This window comes from Streptomyces sp. NPDC059371, from assembly GCF_042751995.1.
Lineage (GTDB): Bacteria > Actinomycetota > Actinomycetes > Streptomycetales > Streptomycetaceae > Streptomyces.
On sequence record NZ_JBHYXD010000004.1, the window covers coordinates 112,990 to 129,106 of the forward strand.

General features: G+C 70.9%; 19 protein-coding genes. 9 read left to right on the forward strand and 10 right to left on the reverse strand.

Annotated features, from left to right (window positions below; translation table 11 throughout):
• Positions 1-619, forward strand: a 619-nt coding sequence (locus tag ACFXGX_RS04060) for a hypothetical protein (RefSeq protein WP_384784414.1), incomplete at its 5' end; no start/stop codon positions are given.
• Positions 620-755: 136 nt separating this feature from the next.
• Here ACFXGX_RS04060 and ACFXGX_RS04065 read toward each other — a convergent pair.
• The 3 genes from ACFXGX_RS04065 to ACFXGX_RS04075 form a co-directional block, all read right to left on the reverse strand.
• Entirely contained in the window at positions 756-1,967 is a 1,212-nt protein-coding gene (locus tag ACFXGX_RS04065; RefSeq protein WP_384784416.1) for a low temperature requirement protein A, read from the reverse strand.
• A gap of 264 nt (positions 1,968-2,231) precedes the next feature.
• Positions 2,232-2,972 carry a VOC family protein gene (locus tag ACFXGX_RS04070; RefSeq protein ID WP_384784418.1) on the reverse strand — a complete coding sequence of 247 codons (741 nt, stop codon included), beginning with the start codon at positions 2,970-2,972 and terminating at the stop codon, positions 2,232-2,234.
• A gap of 173 nt (positions 2,973-3,145) precedes the next feature.
• Positions 3,146-3,469 (reverse strand): DUF6191 domain-containing protein, encoded by a 324-nt coding sequence (locus ACFXGX_RS04075; protein WP_384784420.1) that lies wholly within the window; start codon positions 3,467-3,469, stop codon positions 3,146-3,148.
• A gap of 343 nt (positions 3,470-3,812) precedes the next feature.
• Here ACFXGX_RS04075 and ACFXGX_RS04080 point away from each other — a divergent pair, with 343 nt between their 5' ends.
• Positions 3,813-4,136: a hypothetical protein gene (locus ACFXGX_RS04080; RefSeq protein ID WP_384784422.1), complete on the forward strand. Its 324-nt coding sequence runs from the start codon at positions 3,813-3,815 to the stop codon at positions 4,134-4,136.
• Positions 4,137-4,448: 312 nt separating this feature from the next.
• On the opposite strand, the gene ACFXGX_RS04085 is transcribed toward ACFXGX_RS04080, so the two are convergent.
• A complete protein-coding gene (locus ACFXGX_RS04085; protein WP_384784424.1) occupies positions 4,449-4,841 on the reverse strand; it encodes a winged helix-turn-helix transcriptional regulator in 393 nt (130 codons plus the stop codon).
• A gap of 147 nt (positions 4,842-4,988) precedes the next feature.
• Between ACFXGX_RS04085 and ACFXGX_RS04090 the strand changes: the two genes are divergently transcribed.
• Positions 4,989-5,834, forward strand: a complete 846-nt coding sequence (locus ACFXGX_RS04090; protein ID WP_384784426.1) for an NAD(P)H-binding protein — start codon at positions 4,989-4,991, stop codon at positions 5,832-5,834.
• Positions 5,835-5,927: 93 nt separating this feature from the next.
• Positions 5,928-6,554 carry an alpha-ketoglutarate-dependent dioxygenase AlkB gene (locus tag ACFXGX_RS04095; protein ID WP_384784428.1) on the forward strand — a complete coding sequence of 209 codons (627 nt, stop codon included), beginning with the start codon at positions 5,928-5,930 and terminating at the stop codon, positions 6,552-6,554.
• Positions 6,555-6,591: 37 nt separating this feature from the next.
• Here ACFXGX_RS04095 and ACFXGX_RS04100 read toward each other — a convergent pair whose 3' ends face one another.
• Together ACFXGX_RS04100 and ACFXGX_RS04105 are read right to left on the reverse strand one after the other, a co-directional pair.
• Positions 6,592-7,191, reverse strand: coding sequence for a hypothetical protein (locus tag ACFXGX_RS04100; protein ID WP_384784430.1), 600 nt, complete (start codon positions 7,189-7,191; stop codon positions 6,592-6,594).
• 187 nt (positions 7,192-7,378) lie between these two features.
• Positions 7,379-8,104 (reverse strand): siderophore-interacting protein, encoded by a 726-nt coding sequence (locus ACFXGX_RS04105; RefSeq protein WP_384784432.1) that lies wholly within the window; start codon positions 8,102-8,104, stop codon positions 7,379-7,381.
• A gap of 135 nt (positions 8,105-8,239) precedes the next feature.
• On the opposite strand from ACFXGX_RS04105, the gene ACFXGX_RS04110 reads away from it, so the two are divergent.
• The gene (locus ACFXGX_RS04110; protein WP_384784434.1) at positions 8,240-8,899 is read left to right on the forward strand and encodes a GNAT family N-acetyltransferase; all 660 of its coding nucleotides are present in this window, start codon (positions 8,240-8,242) and stop codon (positions 8,897-8,899) included.
• Here ACFXGX_RS04110 and ACFXGX_RS04115 read toward each other — a convergent pair whose 3' ends face one another.
• Together ACFXGX_RS04115 and ACFXGX_RS04120 are read right to left on the reverse strand one after the other, a co-directional pair.
• Positions 8,900-9,358: a PPOX class F420-dependent oxidoreductase gene (locus ACFXGX_RS04115; protein WP_384784436.1), complete on the reverse strand. Its 459-nt coding sequence runs from the start codon at positions 9,356-9,358 to the stop codon at positions 8,900-8,902.
• 90 nt (positions 9,359-9,448) lie between these two features.
• Positions 9,449-9,637: a transposase gene (locus ACFXGX_RS04120; RefSeq protein WP_384784438.1), complete on the reverse strand. Its 189-nt coding sequence runs from the start codon at positions 9,635-9,637 to the stop codon at positions 9,449-9,451.
• Positions 9,638-9,949: 312 nt separating this feature from the next.
• On the opposite strand from ACFXGX_RS04120, the gene ACFXGX_RS04125 reads away from it, so the two are divergent.
• Positions 9,950-10,684 (forward strand): calcium-binding protein, encoded by a 735-nt coding sequence (locus tag ACFXGX_RS04125; protein ID WP_384784440.1) that lies wholly within the window; start codon positions 9,950-9,952, stop codon positions 10,682-10,684.
• Between the two features lie 98 nt (positions 10,685-10,782).
• Here ACFXGX_RS04125 and ACFXGX_RS04130 read toward each other — a convergent pair whose 3' ends face one another.
• Complete coding sequence (locus ACFXGX_RS04130; RefSeq protein WP_384784442.1) at positions 10,783-12,099, reverse strand: cytochrome P450; 1,317 nt, start codon at positions 12,097-12,099, stop codon at positions 10,783-10,785.
• Between the two features lie 30 nt (positions 12,100-12,129).
• On the reverse strand, positions 12,130-13,485 hold the full coding sequence (locus ACFXGX_RS04135) for a glutamine synthetase family protein (RefSeq protein WP_384784444.1): 1,356 nt from the start codon (positions 13,483-13,485) through the stop codon (positions 12,130-12,132).
• Positions 13,486-13,850: 365 nt separating this feature from the next.
• Here ACFXGX_RS04135 and ACFXGX_RS04140 point away from each other — a divergent pair, with 365 nt between their 5' ends.
• The 3 genes from ACFXGX_RS04140 to ACFXGX_RS04150 are packed head-to-tail and all read left to right on the forward strand — an operon-like array spanning position 13,851 to position 16,082.
• Positions 13,851-14,039, forward strand: coding sequence for a ferredoxin (locus ACFXGX_RS04140; protein WP_326783586.1), 189 nt, complete (start codon positions 13,851-13,853; stop codon positions 14,037-14,039).
• Between the two features lie 5 nt (positions 14,040-14,044).
• Entirely contained in the window at positions 14,045-15,253 is a 1,209-nt protein-coding gene (locus tag ACFXGX_RS04145) for an NAD(P)/FAD-dependent oxidoreductase (RefSeq protein WP_384784446.1), read from the forward strand.
• Between the two features lie 22 nt (positions 15,254-15,275).
• Positions 15,276-16,082: an acetoacetate decarboxylase family protein gene (locus ACFXGX_RS04150; protein ID WP_384784448.1), complete on the forward strand. Its 807-nt coding sequence runs from the start codon at positions 15,276-15,278 to the stop codon at positions 16,080-16,082.
• Positions 16,083-16,117: the final 35 nt, after the last annotated feature.

The following is a 16,117-nucleotide window of genomic DNA, read 5'->3' on the forward strand; positions in this document are numbered from 1 at the left end:
CGGTCCGGCGGTCGCGCGGGCCAGGACGCGGTCGCGGAATCCCGGCGCGAACCGCGCGGGCTGGGGCGCGCTCGCGGGGGGGGGGTGTACGGGGCCGCCCGGGGGGGCCGGGGCCGGGGCGCCCCCCCCCGGGGCGGGCGCGCCCACGGCGGCGGCCGTGTGCCCGACCGGCTGGGGCAGCCTCCCGAAGACCGCCGCCGACGCCGACAACGGGTCGCTGACCGACATCAGGACCGGTCAGCACGACTGCTACGACCGCATGGTCCTCGACGTGCCCACCGCCGGCACCACGCCGATCGGGTACACCGTGCACTACGTCGACGCCTTCATCCAGGACCCGTCCGGCATTCGCATTCCGGTCTCCGGCGGGGCGATCCTGGAGATCCTGGTGTCCGCACCCTCGTACGACCCGGAGACCTACACCGAGACCTACCCCGGCCGGGGCGGCCGGCCCCTTCCGGGCGTCGACCTGACCGGCTACCGCACCTTCCGGGACACGAAGTTCGGAGCCAGCTTCGAGGGAGTCACCCAGGTGGGACTCGGCGTGCGGGCCCGGCTGCCGTTCCGGGTGACGCAGCTCTCCGGTCGCCTGGTGATCGACGTCGCGCACACCTGGTGAGGTGGCGTCGTCGGCCGCGTCCGGCCGGTGACATGACGCGAGTGGGGCGTGGGCACGCGGCGAGCACCGGCGCCGGCGGCCCGCTCGCGTCCGATCCGTTCGCCGCCATGGGTGAGCGCCGCGTGAACCACGGAGCTCACGCCCCCGGTCGGGACACTGCGTCCGCACGCTTGGAGTACCGGCTCTCGTAGAACGTCGGCCACAACGTGACCGCCACGAGCAGCCAGACCACGGCCAGGGTCCCGAGCCCGCCGCCGAACCCCGCGATGAGCAGCGGCAGCGCGCAGCAGGGCAGGACCACGGACAGCATCCAGCGGCGCACGCCGTCGGGCCGGCGCAGCGCTGCGATCCCGGTGAGCAGGAAGTATCCGGCCAGAGAAGCGCACAACAGCCAGCGCGTGCCGGTGGGCAGCGTGTCCGGGTGCTCCGCCGCCGCGCCCAGTCCGGCCGCGAGAGCCGCCAGGCAGCCGGACACCAAGCAGTGCAGCGGGAGCGCCGCACGGGCCGGCAGGGAGCGCGCGGTGAGATACGGAACCCCTGCGTAGCCGTGCCGGAAGGACAGCGACCACAGGGCTACCAGAAGGAAGAACGCGGCGCTCGCGAGGCCGTAGAGTCTTCTGTTCCAAGTGGCTTCCGAGGCGGCCTCGATCACCTGGGCGACACCTTCGCCGAGCACGATGATCACGAACAGGCCGAGCCGTTCGCTCAGGTGGTCGGCGTGCGGCGCGGCCACCGACACGGGCGGCACGGTGTCGCGGCGCCGGGAGTGCCTCTCCTCGCGCTTGTCGTGGGCCTTCCGGTTCTCGATGATGTCGCGGGCGGAGACGGTGAAGGTGACCCACAGGTCGAGGGCGATGCCCAGGGCCCAGAGCCGGTACCGGACGGGTTCGTTCGCCCACAGGGAGACGATCCACGGGATCACGCCGAGGGACATCTGGGCGGCGGGCCAGTCGACGAGGAGCTCACGGCGATGCCGCCAGGCGCGGTTGGCGAGCATCCGGATCACGACATAGGCGAGCGCCAGAGCTCTGGCCTGGCCGTTCTCGCCCTCGTGGACGCCGGGGACGGCGGCCGCCATGACGGCCATGCCGAACATCGCGGCGAGCACCGTGCGAGCGTGCGTACCCTCACCCGCCACGTTCCCGTACAGCGTGAAGCAGATCCAAGCGGTCCAGAACGCCAGGAACAGCAGCGCGTACTGCCCGAGATCGGCGGGGCCGGGTTCGCCGTGCAGCAGATGCGCGATCTGGGCCACGCCGGCCACGGCGACCAGGTCGAAGAACAGCTCCAGCCACGTGGCATGCCGGTCCTCTCCCGAATCGGGAATTGCGGGCGACACCTCGTTCACACCTGTCCCTGTGCTCTCGCCAAGACGTCGGGGCGTACCTCGGCCGTACGACGGGACGCCCGCGCTCCCACCGGACGGGGCGCGCGTCGAACCGAGGAACCGCCCACACTAGCCAAGCATCACCGGGGGACCGCGCTGTCGCCGCCGATGAGAGCCCGGGGCGTCGCCGTGGAGCGAACGGGTCAACTGGTCCACTCGGCAGGCAATGTGACGGTCCATCAATACTGATCGGAAGGCGTAGCCGGGCGGCGTCGACGCACCGCGTCAGGGCAGGGTGAGCACGCAGAACTCGTGGCCCTCCGGATCGGCGAGGACCGTCCACGGCACGTCCCCCTGGCCGATGTCGAGATCGGTGGCACCGAGGGCCCGCAGCCGGGCCACCTCCGCTTCCTTGTCGTCACCGGGGTACGGCAGCAGGTCGATGTGGATCCGGTCCGGTACGGTCTTCACGCCGGGCGTGCGGAGGAGCTCGAGGTACGGGCCGACACCCTTGGCCGACCGCAGCGTCGCATGGTCGTCGGCCACCTCGTGCAGGGTCCAGTCCGTCGCCTCGCCCCAGAACCGGGCCATGGCCCGCGGGTCCACGCAGTCGACCACCACCGTGGCGATCGGCCCGGTGTCGCGGTAGATCTCCCGGGGCTCCAGCACGCAGAACTCGTTGCCCTCCGGATCGGCGAGCACCGTCCACGGCACGTCGCCCTGGCCCACGTCGACGGGCGTCGCCCCGAGCGTCCTCAGGCGGTCGACCAGCTCGGCCTGGTGGGCGGCGGAGGTGGTGGCGAGATCGAGGTGCACACGGTTCTTCGTCGCCGTCTTGGGCTCCGGTACCGGAACGACGTCGATGCCGAGGACCACCGGGTCCGGCCAGACCGGACCGCCGGGAGGCCCGACATAGGTGGTCACGCCGGGGCTGTACGCTCTCCAGCCGAGTGCCTCCGCCCAGAACCGGCCGACGGCCGAGCTGTCGACGGCCTTGACGTTCACGTGAACAGGTCGCAGTGCCATGCCTGCGATCCTATGCACGTACTGCCTGACGCTCGACGCCCGACGCACACGCGCCGCGACCCCCACGCACCGTCGCCGCACAGGGACCGTCGCCGAACAGGGACCGTCGCCGAACAGGGACCGACTCGCCCACCGACCGAGCACCCACCCCTGCGTCGGCCTGCGTATGCGGGCTAGCGCCGGCCGCCTCCGGGGATGCGGATGACCGCTGTTCCTCCGTCCAGATCGACCGTCGTCCGGTTCGGCGGTGCCCCGTCCTCCTCGTCGTCGCGGAGCAGCAGGGCCGACTGGCGTTCCTTCAGCTCGGTCTGCTTGCCCGGCGAGAGGCTCGCGTGCAACTGCTCGAACCCGGTCGCCGATATCTGGCCCTGACGTGCGGCATTGCGCCACGGCAGCAGTCCGGCCTTGCTCGCGCGCAGCAGAAGCTGATCGACGAAGGACAGCGCGGTCAGCAGGATGACCAGTCCGGGCAAGGTCATGAAGACGAGGAATGCCATGCCCCGAGTATCCCTTCGGCAGCCGACGGCGTCACCGTCGGGCCGGAGCCGGAGCCGGAGCCGGAGCCGGCAGGGTTCAGGCACCCCCGCACACGCGGCCCGCGTCGCGTGCGGGGCGGTCCTGGGAGAGTGTCAGGTCCATCATGCCTGCTCGGAGGTCGTTCGCGGTAGGACGGAGCGCACGTCCTTCCGGTCTTGGCAGGGGCGGTGGCCTGCCCGCAGACTCGTCGTCATCCACTCATCGGCATGCGTGCCGGCACCCGTCTCGGGCCGCCGGCGCGTTCGTTGTGCTGTTCCGTCGTGTGCCGGGGCGGGCCGGGGGTGGTGGAACGAAGGGGGATTGATGAATCAGGACATGGTGATGCGGGCGCGGGTCCTGCTGCTGAGCGCCAATACACGTGTGGTGCGGGGAGTCGCGGGGCTGTGGATCTACCGGACCCTGACACCGGTCGATCCGGAGGCGTACGGGTCGAAGCTGGCGTACGTCCTGGTGGAGGCGAGCGCGTCCCCGTTGGTGCGGGACCTGCCCGAGCAGCGGATGGCACTGCTGGACGAGGCGGTGGAGGTGGCGACGGCCCTGAGCCCCGCGAACCCCTTCCGGGACAGGGTCCTGGCGAAGGCGCTGGCCGCCCGACGACGCGAACTCAAGGGTCCTTCGGCGTCATAGCGGGGATCGCCGGGGTTCTGGACGGTCAAGTCCCCTAACTAAAGGGCTGGTTCGGCCTGCGCCGGCCCCCGGGGGCTTCAGCAGGTCGTGAACGGACCGGCTGAAGCCCCCTGCGGGGCAGCGTGTCGGGGGGTGCGCCGCCGCGACACCCGGCACCGAGAGCCACGACAAACTGGCTTTGCTGAACGTCCTCGGCACGGACAGCTTCGCCGGGGGCTGAGATCCGGGAGCCGGCACGAGCCGCACGAAGGCGACGAGGCCTCCGGGCGAGACGCGTCCGCTCCGGGAACCCGCGTGAGGCGCTGACCTGGGCTAGCGGGGCGGATCGGTGTCGTAGTCCTGCCGGGCCTGTTCGACCCTGTCCAGGTTGGCGGCGGCCCATCCGGCGAGGTGGGCGAAGAGCGGGGCCAGGCTGCGGCCCAGTTCGGTGATGTCGTACTCGACCCGAGGGGGGACTTCCGGGTGGTACGTACGGACGACCATGCCGTCGCGCTCCAACTGCCGCAGCCGCTGGGTCAGTACCTTCGGTGTGATCGTGCCGATCCGTCGTTCCAGCTCGACGAAACGCTGCCGGCCATGGGTGTTGAGTGTCCACAGGATCGGTGTGGTCCACCGGCTGAACACGATGTCGACGACCGCACTGGTCGGACAGGCGAGTTGAGGGTCGGCGTCGGCAGCCGCCACCCGGTCGGTTGTGCCGGCCATGCGCACCCCTCGGGATAGTCACTTTCCTCTAGGTACCTACTATATCGGCGGTGTTAGCGTCCCCGTGTCGCCCGGAGAACAAGGTTCTCCGCGACGGTCCCGCCCGTTCGGGTGGGGCAACCATGCTGAATCGACACGGGAGTTGTCATGCTTGTAGTGACGGGGGCCACCGGCAACGTGGGCCGATCGCTCGTCCGGATCCTCGCGACGAGTGGCGTACGGGTGACCGCGACATCGCGGGGGATCTCGGACGCGGATGTGCCGCGGGGCGTCGAACACACGCGGGCCGACCTCGCCGATGCCGAGAGCCTTCGGCCCGTGTTCGACGGAGCGCACGCGCTGTTCCTGCAGAACGGTGGCGCCGGCGCGCACCTGTTGAGTCCACGGGACATCCTCGACGTCGCCAAGGCCGGCGGCGTCGGGCGAGTCGTCCTGTTGTCGTCCCAGGGAGTCGCGACCCGGCCGGGCTCGGTCTCGCACGGGGACACGGCACGCTCCATCGAGGACGCCGTCCGGGAATCGGGCATGGCCTGGACGATCCTGCGGCCCGGGGGCTTCGACTCCAACGCGTACGCGTGGGCCGAGTCGGTCCGTGCCGAGCGGACCGTCGCCGCGCCGTTCGCCGACATCGGCCTGCCCACGGTCGACCCGGACGACATCGCCGAGGTCGCCGCCACGGCCCTGCGCGAGGACGGTCACGCCGGAAGGATCCACGAACTGACCGGGCCCGCGCTCAACACCCCTCGCGAGCAGGCCGAGGCGATCGCCGACGCACTCGGCGAACCCGTCCGGTTCGTCGAGCAGACCCGCGAGGAGGCCCGCGCGCAGATGCTGCGGTTCATGCCCGAGCCCGTGGTCGAGACGACGCTGACGATCCTCGGCGAACCCACCCCGGCCGAACAGCGCGTCAGCCCCGACATCGAGCGGGTCCTCGGCCGCGCACCCCGCACGTTCGCCGACTGGGCCCGACGCCACATCGCGGCCTTCCGCTGAGGCCGCTGTCCCCGGCCCCCGCCAGGCCGCGGGCCCGGATCGCCGATGCTCTGTCCCCACGGGGATGTCAGTGGCGCTGGCTAGTCTTCGAGCATGACCGATGGGCTTGGGCAGTTGTCGTTCGACGCGGGGGACGAGGTGGCTTCCGTGACGGTGCCGGGGTTGCGCTACATCGCCGGCTGGCTCGACCCCGACGCGTGCCAGGAGACGCTCGCGCGAATCGAGGCCGGGGCGTGGTCGACGGAGCTCAGACGGCGGGTCCAGCACTACGGTCACCGCTACGACTACGGTCGGCGCTCCGTGACGGCGGACCCCCGGACGGCGGCGGACGCCCCGCCGCTGCCGTCATGGGCGCTCCGGCAGGCCGAACGGCTGGCCCGGGAAGGGATCATGGAACCGCGAGCCGACCAGGTCATCGTCAACGAGTACCAGCCGGGCCAGGGCATCAGCGCCCACGTGGACTGCGTGCCCTGCTTCGGTCCGGTCGTCGCCGCGATATCCCTCGGCTCCGGCTGTGTCATGGACTTCACCCACCCCGCGGACGGGGAGAAGACCGCTGTTCGTCTCGCGCCCGGAAGTCTGTGTGTGATGACCGGCGCGGCCCGGTACGACTGGCGCCACGGCATCGCCGCTCGCAAGAGCGACCCGGAGGGTGCGGTCAGAGTGCCCCGAGGCCGGCGGGTGTCGGTGACGTTCCGTAGCGTCCTCGGCCCTGGCTGACGGCGATCGCGGCGCCGGCCGCCGGGCGGACCGCGCTTCAGATACCGCGCGCGTCGGCCAGGATCGCGGCCTGTTCCAGCATGCGGGTCGGCTCGCGGCCGCTGCCCCAGGCGTCGTTGAAGGAGGGTACGGACTCCACGTGCGGTCCGAAGCGTCTGCGGATCGCCTCCAGCAGGACGTCCATGGCCTGCGTCTCGGCATGACGGTCACCGCCCGATTCCCTGCGGATCGCGCCCTGCGCACACAGGTGGCCGTCCTCGTCGACCAGCGCTCCCGCGCACCAGCCGTCCGTCCGCAGCCGCAGTGACGCGCGGTGCAGGAGGGCCGCGATGGGAGTGGCGCCCGGAGCCGGGCCCGGGGGACCGGCGGGGACCGGTGTGGCCGGAGCCGGCGGAGCTCCGATGCGCGACCAGTCGACCGGCGGCGTCGCGATGTGCGCCGTGTTCACCTCGTAGGCGACGGCCGCCAGTGCGAGACGGGCGTCCATCTCGCCTTTGACCGCGGCCAGGCGGGCCTCCAGACCGTCACCGGGATGCCCCTCGGGCTTCGCGGCGGCGGGTGGCGCGGTTCCGGCGTGTCCGGATGGGGGTTCTTCGGCGGTGACGGCCCGCGTGGGGAATTGCGTGGGGGACTGCATGGTGGATGGATTCCTGGCACGCCCCGCGTTCAGCGCCGCCGAACGGGCGGTACCGGGCGCGGGGCGACAGGGCGGCGGAGCGTGCGGCCCTGCCGTACCCGCTGTGCACGGTCACGCGTGCGCGGTCAGCCCGCCCGCCAGTAACCGAGGGCACGGTCAGCCCGCCCGCCAGTACCCGCGTACGCGCTCAGCCCGCCCGCCAGTACCCGAGGGCGTTGACCCGCTGCTTGGGCACGGACAACTCCTTGCGGACGTGTGCCGACAGCGCGCGCGTGGTCGCCGTGTCGCACGCGATCCACACATACGGCTGCGGGCTGTCCTTCAGCACCTCGGGCAGGGCCGCCTTCACCTCGTCGACCAGATGGCGTCCGCCGTCCCGGCGCGTCACCTGCCGTACGTCGTGGTGCGCGGCGGCCCGGTACGGCAGACCGTCCAGGCTGCCCTCGAACCAGATCGTCGCGGGAACCGGGCCTAGCGCCGTGAGCAGGGAGTTCAGGGCGGGCAGCGAAGCCGGGTCGGCCACGGCGACGACATGCGAGGGCGCGGGTTCGGGGCGCTCGAAGCCCGTGCCCTGGACCGTCGCCTCGATGGTGTCCCCCGGCTTCGCCGCCCTCGCCCAGTCGCTCGCACAGCCCTCGTGCAGGGCGAACTCCAGACTGAAGGTGCCGGCCACCGGATCCGGGTCGACCAGGGTGTACGCCCGCTGGTGGGGCTTGCCCGCGTTGTCGAACCACAGCCGTACCCACATCGTCGGGTGGACGCCGGTCACCGCCAGCATGCCCCCGTCGGTGAAGCGGACCCGGCGGTACTCCGCGGTGACATCCTCCGATCGCGTCACGGTGAACACGTAGTCCTTCGCCCGCAGCAGTTTGAGAACCGTGCCTTCCCAACCCCGCCCCTGCGCCTGCCCCATCGCTTCCTCGCCTTTCGGTACGACTTCACCCTGGTGATCAGTTAGGTGAGCCTAACCTAATATGACCGGGTGGCGCACAGGGTGGTCACAGGAAAGCGCCGGGCACGCCCGTGACCGGCGGAACGAGGGAGACCGATGTCCGACACGTACACCACGCGCGCGGCCCTGCATGAGCAGTTCGTCGACGGCTACGGCACCGTCCGCGTCCTGCCCATGGACGCGGGGCTCGACGGTCCGGTGGTCCACGGTTGGGCGAACGCGGACCGGGCCGCCTTCTGGGGCATGAGAGACCTGACGAGAGATCAGGTGACCGCGATATACGCCCACATGGGAACGCTCGACACCCATCACGCCTACCTCCTCGTGAAGGACGGTGAGCCGGTCGCGCTCCTCCAGACGTACGAGCCGTCGGCCGACCGGGTCGGCGAGTGCTACCCGGTCGAACCCGGTGACATCGGCGTCCACCTGCTGATCGCGCCGGCCGGACCCGGCGGCGCTCGTCCCGGCTGGACCACGGCACTGCTGCGCGCGGCGGCCTCGTACGTCCTGCTGGGCCTGGACCGCGACCGCGTCGTGGTCGATCCCGACGTGCGCAACGAGAGGGCCATCGCCCGCTTCCACCGCCAGGGTTTCACCCCGGGCCCGGTGGTCGTGCTGCCGGAGGTCGACCTGCCCGACGTGTACCTCCCCGAGAAGCGGGCCCAACTCGCCTTCCTGGCCCGGGACACGGTTTTCCCGGGGAGGATCCCGGACGCCCGTGCCCGCCAGGAGGGGCGAACGGCCGCTGAGGTGTGACTAGTTCTCGATGTCCAGAGCGGTCCCGTACAGCCGCTCCACCCGCAACCGGATGACGATCCTGTGGTCGGCGACGAGCTCCTTGAGGAATGCCTCCTCGTCCGTGGGCCGCGCCGCCGCGGGGATCATCTCGAGCAGCTCCCGTCCGACGGCGTCGCCGGCAACTGTCGTCGGCCCGGAAGCCTCGGCCGTGCCCTCGGCGACGGCGAACGACCAGGCGTCGCCGCCCTGCACGTGCAGTGCCGCGTGAGGGTCGTGCTTCAGGTGCTTGGCCTTGACGCGGTCGGCCGTGGTGGACATCCGTATGACACGGGCGGTGGGATCCCAGTCGTAGAGCATGGTGGTCAGGTGGGGGTGGCCGCTCCGCCTGACCGTGGCGAGGGTGCCGAACTGCTGCTCGCCGAGCAGGGCCGACAGCGCTTCGTCCGACAGGGGGCGTGGTGCTGGTCCTTGAGTCATGGCAAGGTCAACTCCGTTGGTTGTCAGGGTATTTCCCCCTCGCGTTCACACAGGGCCGCCTCGGATTCCCATGGCACGCACAAGCCGTTGCTACGGGTGGCGGTGGGCGTGAGCGTCGTACCCCTGGAACAGGTAGCGGGCGGAGGCGCCCTTGAGGGAGTTGATCAGCTTGGAGAGCTGGACTTCGGGCGGGTAGTGCACGAGCAGGTGGACGTGAAGGTTGTAGACAACGGTGCCGTCCCGTACGCATGCCGGGATCTGGATTCCAGCGTCGTCCAACCGGCTGAAGGCGGACGTACGACCAGATCGCAAGTCTCCGCCCGACGGCGAAGCGCAGGGCAAGTGACGACGGACCACTGACGACAGCTTCTGGTCCCCCGAGCCGCATATTTTCATAATCGTCACAAGATAGTCACGAGTGCTGCACGGCGTGCTTTCCTTCTGTGAAACTCGCAGTTCACACATGGCCGGGCGTGAATCCCGCCGCGTCGGCGAAACCGGCTGTCGAGGCGGGTTCGTGCTGTCCCGGTCGCCTGCGAGACGAGGCCGCGACGCTCCTGGCGCGCGGCCCGACTGAAGGAGAAGCACCACATGGGCAAGCGCGTAGCGCTGTCTGTCGCGGCCGCGTTCGGGGTCGTCGGCCTCGTGGCGCCGGCGGCTCACGCCGACGGCGGCTACGGTGACACCGCGATCCTCGGTGTCACCGTCAACCACGGCTCGGACGTCGTCATCGGCACCACGGCCGCGAAGACCTTCGACGTCACGGTCTACGCCGACGACGACTCTGGTCTGCTGTCGGCGGACACCACCCTGGAGGGTCCCGGCGCCGGGTACGCGAGCGACGAGACCATCTGCGAGACCGACAGCGAGTGCACGCACTCGTTCACCTTCGACCCCCGGGTCGACCTGTACAACGACCAGGCGGGCACCTGGTACGTGGGTTCCTGGGTGGACGCGCTCGACGACGACTACCGCTGGGACGACCGCATCGACAGCTTCCACCTCAAGCGTGCGAGCACGCTGACGGTGAACGCGTCGCCGGAGCCGGTGACCAAGGGCAGGACCCTCACCGTCACGGGCACGCTCAAGCGCGCGAGCTGGGACGACTACAAGTACCACGGCTACGCCGGCCAGTCGGTCAAGCTCCAGTTCCGCAAGGAGGGCTCCAGCACCTACACCACCGTCAAGACGGTGAAGACCAGCAGCACCGGCACTCTGAGGACCACGGTCACCGCCTCCGTCGACGGCTACTGGCGTTGGAACTTCGCCGGTACCACGACCACCGGTGCCAAGGCGGCCACGGGTGACTACGTCGATGTGAAGTAGGACCGGCACGGGTCGCTCGTACGGCTGTCCCCCCGTCCGGCGGGGCGGGGGGACAGCCGTTTCGCGCGTCGCGGAATGTGCTCCACAAGGCGCCCTCGTCAGGCGAGCGTGACCTCGACCGGGAGCTTCTTGATGCCGTTGACGAAGTTGGACAGGACGCGGGGCGCGTCGCCGGCCAGCCTGATGTCGGCGATCCTCGGGATCAGCTCCTCGAACATGATGCGGATCTCGGTGCGGGCGAGCAGGTTGCCCAGGCACAGGTGAGGGCTGCCCTTGCCGAAGGTGATGTGGTCGTTGTTCGTGCGCGTGACGTCGAAGTCGTACGGGTTGCCGAAGACCTCCTCGTCACGGTTGCCGGAGGCGAACCACATGACCACCTTGTCGCCCTCCTTGACCTGCTTGCCGCCGAGTTCGACGTCGCGGGTGGCCGTGCGGCGGAAGTGGTAGACGGGGGAGGCCCAGCGCAGGAACTCCTCGACGGCGCCCGGGATCAGGGACGGGTCGTCCTTGAGGCGGGCGAGCTGCTCGGGGTGCTGGAGGAGCGCCAGCATCGAGTGCGAGATGGTGTGGCGGGTGGTCTCGTTGCCGGCGACGACCAGGAGCAGGAAGTAGTTGTCGAAGTCCTGCTCGGTCAGCGGGATCCCGTCGCGCGGAACGGTGTTGACCAGCCTGGAGACCAGGTCCGTGCCGTTGCCACCGCGGCGCTGCCGGGCCAGTTCGCGCCCGTACTCGAAGACTTCGAGGGAGGCGGGCGAACGGAACGGCAGGTCGCGGTACTTGTCGCTCTCCGCGCTGTGCAGCAGCACGTCCGCGTAGTCGGGGTCGGTGTTGCCGATGATGCGGTTGCCCCAGTCGATGAGCTGCTGGTTGTCCTCCGGCGGCACGTCGAGGAGGCGGGCGAGGACGTTGATGGGGAAGTCGGCGGAGACGTCGGCGACGAAGTCGAAGGAGCCCTTGGCCAGGGCCGCGTCCAGGGTCTGCGCCGTCAGGCCGCGCAGGAAGTCGCCGTAGCTGTTGATGACGCTCGCGCCGAACTGGCGCTGGATGACGCTGCGCATCGCGCGGTGGCGGACACCGTCGAGCTCCAGGATGGACGCCCGCTTCTTGATCTGGTCGTCGTCGAGCTCTTCCAGGTTGACGAACTTCGAGGAGGTGAACGTCTCCGCGTCGCGGTCCACGGTGGCGATGTCCGCGTGCCGGGTGACCGCCCAGAAGCCGGAGTTGGGCGCCTCCTCGGGCTGCCAGTGCACTGGGTCCTCGTGGCGCAGGGTGTGGAACATGCGCCACGGCTTGATGCCGTCCGCGAAGTTGTCGAGGTTCGCGAGGTCGACCTCTTCGAGCGGCAGCGGCTCGGCGAGGGCGGCGCGCAGTTCGGCCTGGGTGGTGGGCGTGGCGGGAACGGTGGGGCTGGTCATGGTGGATCTCCTGGGCCGGGCTTCGAGGGTCTAGAGGTGGTAGGCGTACTCGGTGAACTCCCAGTCGGTGACGTGCCGCCCGAAGCGCTCGACCTCGTCCCGCTTGTAGGTGAGGAAGGACGCGACGAAGTCCTTGCCGAGGATGTCGGTGAGGGCGGTGTCCGCCTCCAGCGCGTCCAGCGCGGCGGCCAGGCTCGTGGGCAGCAGGGCGGAGCGCGCGGTGTCGTAGCCGTAGCCCTCCAGGGGGGCCTCGGGCTCCTCGCCGGCTTGGACGCCGAGCAGGGCGGCGGCGATGGTTCCGGCGATCAGCAGGTACGGGTTGGCGCTGGCGTCGCCGAGCCGCAGTTCGAGGCGGGCGCCCGAGCCGCGCTCGGGCGGGATGCGGACCATGGCGCTGCGGTTGTCGAGCCCCCAGTCGATCAGCCAGGGCGCGAGCGTGTCGGGTCCGAAGCGCTTGTACGAGTTCACGGTGGGGTTGGCGAGCGCGGCGAGCGCGGGGGCGTGCGCGAGGATGCCCGCGATGGCGTGGCGGGCCGTCGCCGAGAGACCGTGGGCGCCCGACGGGTCGTCGAAGACGTTGTGGCCCACGGTGTCCTCGCAGGACAGGTGGAGGTGGAAACCGGAGCCGCCGGCGTCGCCGAAGGGCTTGGCCATGAAGGTGGCGAGGTTGCCCTCCTGGCGGGCGAGCTCCTTGACGGCGGCCTTGAAGCGGAAGGCGCGGTCGGCCGCGTCCAGGGCCGCCGAGTGGGTCAGGTTGATCTCGTACTGGCCGCCGTCGAACTCGTGGTTGCCGGTGATGACGCCGATGCCCAGGTCGCGCAGCCGGCGCAGGGTGCGCAGCAGATGGTTGCCCGGGTCCGCGCGCAGTCCGGCGGTGTAGACGGCGCCGGTGGCCTCCGGGGAGCGGCGCCAGCCGGTGGGTGTGCCGGGCGCTGCCTCCAGCAGGAAGTACTCCAGCTCGGGGCCGACGACCGGGCGCAGCCCGTGCTCGGCGCACCGGGCCAGGACGGTCCGCAGCAGGTCGCGCGGTGATTCGGGCGCGGGGGCCGAGGTCGCCGGGTCGGTGACCTCGCCGAGGCAGGTCGCGACCCCGGGTTCCCAGGGCAGTAGGGCCGCGGTGGACAGGTCGGGACGTACGGACACGTCGGGCAGGCCGGCGTCCAGGCCGCCCGCGACGGGGACCACGTCGCCCTGCGGTGTCGTGTGGTAGACGGCGCGGCAGAAGGCCAGTCCGTGCTCGCAGGCCGACGGCAGGTGGTCGAGCAGGACGTCACGGGCGCGGTCGGTGCCGATCAGGTCGGGATAGACGACCCTGACCACGTCGACGCCCTCGGCGGCGAGCCGCTCCATGTGCCGGCGGATGTCTGGGGTGTCGGATGCGCTCACCGTTGTCTCCTTGGCGGAAGGGTGGGGTGTCCCCGTGGACTGAGGCCGGGGACGCGTGGTGTGCAGAGAAACGGGAGCCGGGGTGCGGGGGAGGAGAGTCGAACCCCGAGTCGGTCGTTTGAATCCGAACGGTATGAGTCGGGTTCTGGTCCCGCAAGGGGTCGGCGACAAGAATTTATCCACCTGGACAGGTATTGACCAGGGCCGAGCGGCTTCCTATGTTGTTTGAAGCCAAACGAGTCGGGGATGCGGTTCCGCGAGGTCCCGCATCCCCTTGGCCGAGGGGCCCGGTCCGACATCGGTCGGGCCCCTCTCTTTCCCCTTCTCTCCCTGCTCCGACGCCCGTATCCACAGGAGGACCGGCCATGAAGGTCGTCGTCGACATGATCAAGTGCCAGGACCACGGCCAGTGCGTCTTCGCCGCCCCCGACGTCTTCTCGATGGACGACGACGGCCACCTCGCCTACGTCTCCGACGTGGACGAGGCGCTGCGCGACGAGGTCGAGGAAGCCGCCGACGTGTGCCCGCTCCAGGCCATCCGGATCGAGGGCTGATCCCGATGACGGGACACGTCGTCGTCGCCGGCGCCTCGATGGGCGGTCTGCGCGCCGCCGAACAACTGCGCGCGGCGGGCTGGACCGGCGCCGTCACGGTCGTCGGCGACGAGCCGCACATGCCGTACAACCGGCCCCCGCTCTCCAAGGAAGTCCTCGCGGGCAAGGCGTCGTTCGAGTCCCTCGCCTTCACTCCGAAGGCGGCCGCCGCCGACGTCGCATGGCGGCTCGGGACACGGATCGCCACGGCCCGCCTGGACGAGCGCGTCGTCGAACTCGCCGACGGCGAGCTGATCCCGTACGACGGACTGGTCGTCGCCACCGGCATGCGCCCCCGCCGGCTCCGGTGCCCCGGGCCGCTCGTCGGACGCCACACCGTCCGCACCCTCGCCGACGCCCAGATCCTGCGCGACGCGCTGATCCGGCCCGGAGCGCGGGTGGTCGTCGTCGGCGCCGGATTCATCGGCTGCGAGGTCGCCGCCACCGCCGTAGGACTCGGCGCGGCAGAGGTCACGGTCGTCGACCCGCTGCCGCTGCCCATGGTGGGACCGCTCGGCGAACTGCTGGGCGGCGCGCTGCTCAAGCGGCACGAGGAGCGCGGAGTGCGCTTCGCGCTCGGCACGGGAGTCGCCGGATTCGAGGGCGGCGAACGCGTCACCGGAGTCGTCCTCGGCGACGGAACGGTCCTCCCGGCCGACGTGGTCGTGGAGTCGGTCGGCTCGGTCGCCAACACCGAGTGGCTGGACGGCAACGGTCTCGACCTGACCGACGGAGTCCTCACCGACGGGCACCTGCGGGTCGGCGGACGCCCCGAGGTCGTCGCGGTCGGCGATGTCGCCCGCTTCCCCAACGCCCGCTACGACGGCCTGCCCCGCCGAGTCGAGCACTGGTCCATCCCGACCGACACCGCCAAGCACGCCGCGAAGGTCCTCGCCGCCCATCTCGACGGCAGGGAAGCCGAGTCGGCTCCCTTCGCGCCGCTGCCCACCTTCTGGAGCGACCAGCACGAGTTCCGGCTCCAGTCCTTCGGCTCGCCCCTGCTCGGCAAGGACGACGTGCGGATCCTCGAAGGCGAACCGGACGGCGACGTCGTGGTCGGCTACCACACCGGCGACCTGCTCGTCGGCGTGGTGGCCCTCGGCGGCCAGGCCGCCGCGCTGCGCGCGGCCCGCTACCGTGCCCACCTGCTGAAGCAGCCCGCCCTCACCGCGTAACGAAGCGTAAGGAACCCCCGCTATGTCCCCTGTCCGTGGCTTCTTCCACCCCAAGACGGCCGGCGGCACCTCGTCGCTCGTCCCGTCCCCGCCGTGGCGCTACTCGGGCGACCTGCTCACCGTCGAGTACCGCACGGACCCCGCGCGTGTGCGTGAACTGCTTCCCGAGTCACTGGAGTTGGCCGACGAGGACCCGGGCGCGGTCGCGCTGATCTGGGCCGACTGGCAGTCCTGCTCCGGCTCCGGCGACGAACTGCTCGACCCGGTCCTCGCCCAGTACAAGGAGGCGTTCGCGGTCGTCCGCTGCAAGTACCGGGGCCAGACCTACACCCGCTGCGTGTACATCTGGGTCGACAAGGACTTCGCCATCGCCCGCGGACTGCACCAGGGCTACCCGAAGAAGCTCGGGTCGATCCACCAGACCCGCCCGCACCCCTACGGCCCGGCCCCGCGCATCGAGGCCGGAGCCCGCTTCGGCGCCACCCTCGCCGCCGCCGACCGGCGCCTGGCCCAGACCGTGGTCACCCTGCGGGAGCCGTCCGAGACCAACGGCTTCGTGAACAGCCACCCCATGGCCCACCACCGCTGGCTTCCCTCCATCGAGAAGGGCAAGGGCCTCGCGCTCGACGAACTGATCGAGTCCGGCGCCGCCTCCTTCGAGGGCGGACAGGCCTGGGTCGGCGACGCCGACCTGGAGCTGTTCGAGGCGCCCACCGAGGAGCTGGCCCGACTGGAGATCCGCGAGCCGATCGCCGCCTACTACCGGCAGGTCGGAGTCGTCTGGGACGGCGGACGCCTTCTGGAGTCCGGCACCTCCGGCGCCGAGTGACCCCGACCACCGTACCCACCACAGGACTTGGAGTC

Excerpts from the sequence above, each read along its gene's own strand:
- ACFXGX_RS04150 (WP_384784448.1), top strand. The coding sequence starts at position 15,276 with ATGTCCCCTGTCCGTGGCTTCTTCCACCCCAAGACGGCCGGCGGCACC.
- ACFXGX_RS04105 (WP_384784432.1), bottom strand. The coding sequence starts at position 8,104 with ATGGGGCAGGCGCAGGGGCGGGGTTGGGAAGGCACGGTTCTCAAACTG.
- ACFXGX_RS04115 (WP_384784436.1), bottom strand. The coding sequence starts at position 9,358 with ATGACTCAAGGACCAGCACCACGCCCCCTGTCGGACGAAGCGCTGTCG.
- ACFXGX_RS04110 (WP_384784434.1), top strand. The coding sequence starts at position 8,240 with ATGTCCGACACGTACACCACGCGCGCGGCCCTGCATGAGCAGTTCGTC.
- ACFXGX_RS04145 (WP_384784446.1), top strand. The coding sequence starts at position 14,045 with ATGACGGGACACGTCGTCGTCGCCGGCGCCTCGATGGGCGGTCTGCGC.
- ACFXGX_RS04095 (WP_384784428.1), top strand. The coding sequence starts at position 5,928 with ATGACCGATGGGCTTGGGCAGTTGTCGTTCGACGCGGGGGACGAGGTG.
- ACFXGX_RS04130 (WP_384784442.1), bottom strand. The coding sequence starts at position 12,099 with ATGACCAGCCCCACCGTTCCCGCCACGCCCACCACCCAGGCCGAACTG.
- ACFXGX_RS04070 (WP_384784418.1), bottom strand. The coding sequence starts at position 2,972 with ATGGCACTGCGACCTGTTCACGTGAACGTCAAGGCCGTCGACAGCTCG.
- ACFXGX_RS04080 (WP_384784422.1), top strand. The coding sequence starts at position 3,813 with ATGAATCAGGACATGGTGATGCGGGCGCGGGTCCTGCTGCTGAGCGCC.
- ACFXGX_RS04100 (WP_384784430.1), bottom strand. The coding sequence starts at position 7,191 with ATGCAGTCCCCCACGCAATTCCCCACGCGGGCCGTCACCGCCGAAGAA.
- ACFXGX_RS04125 (WP_384784440.1), top strand. The coding sequence starts at position 9,950 with ATGGGCAAGCGCGTAGCGCTGTCTGTCGCGGCCGCGTTCGGGGTCGTC.
- ACFXGX_RS04140 (WP_326783586.1), top strand. The coding sequence starts at position 13,851 with ATGAAGGTCGTCGTCGACATGATCAAGTGCCAGGACCACGGCCAGTGC.
- ACFXGX_RS04090 (WP_384784426.1), top strand. The coding sequence starts at position 4,989 with ATGCTTGTAGTGACGGGGGCCACCGGCAACGTGGGCCGATCGCTCGTC.
- ACFXGX_RS04075 (WP_384784420.1), bottom strand. The coding sequence starts at position 3,469 with ATGGCATTCCTCGTCTTCATGACCTTGCCCGGACTGGTCATCCTGCTG.
- ACFXGX_RS04085 (WP_384784424.1), bottom strand. The coding sequence starts at position 4,841 with ATGGCCGGCACAACCGACCGGGTGGCGGCTGCCGACGCCGACCCTCAA.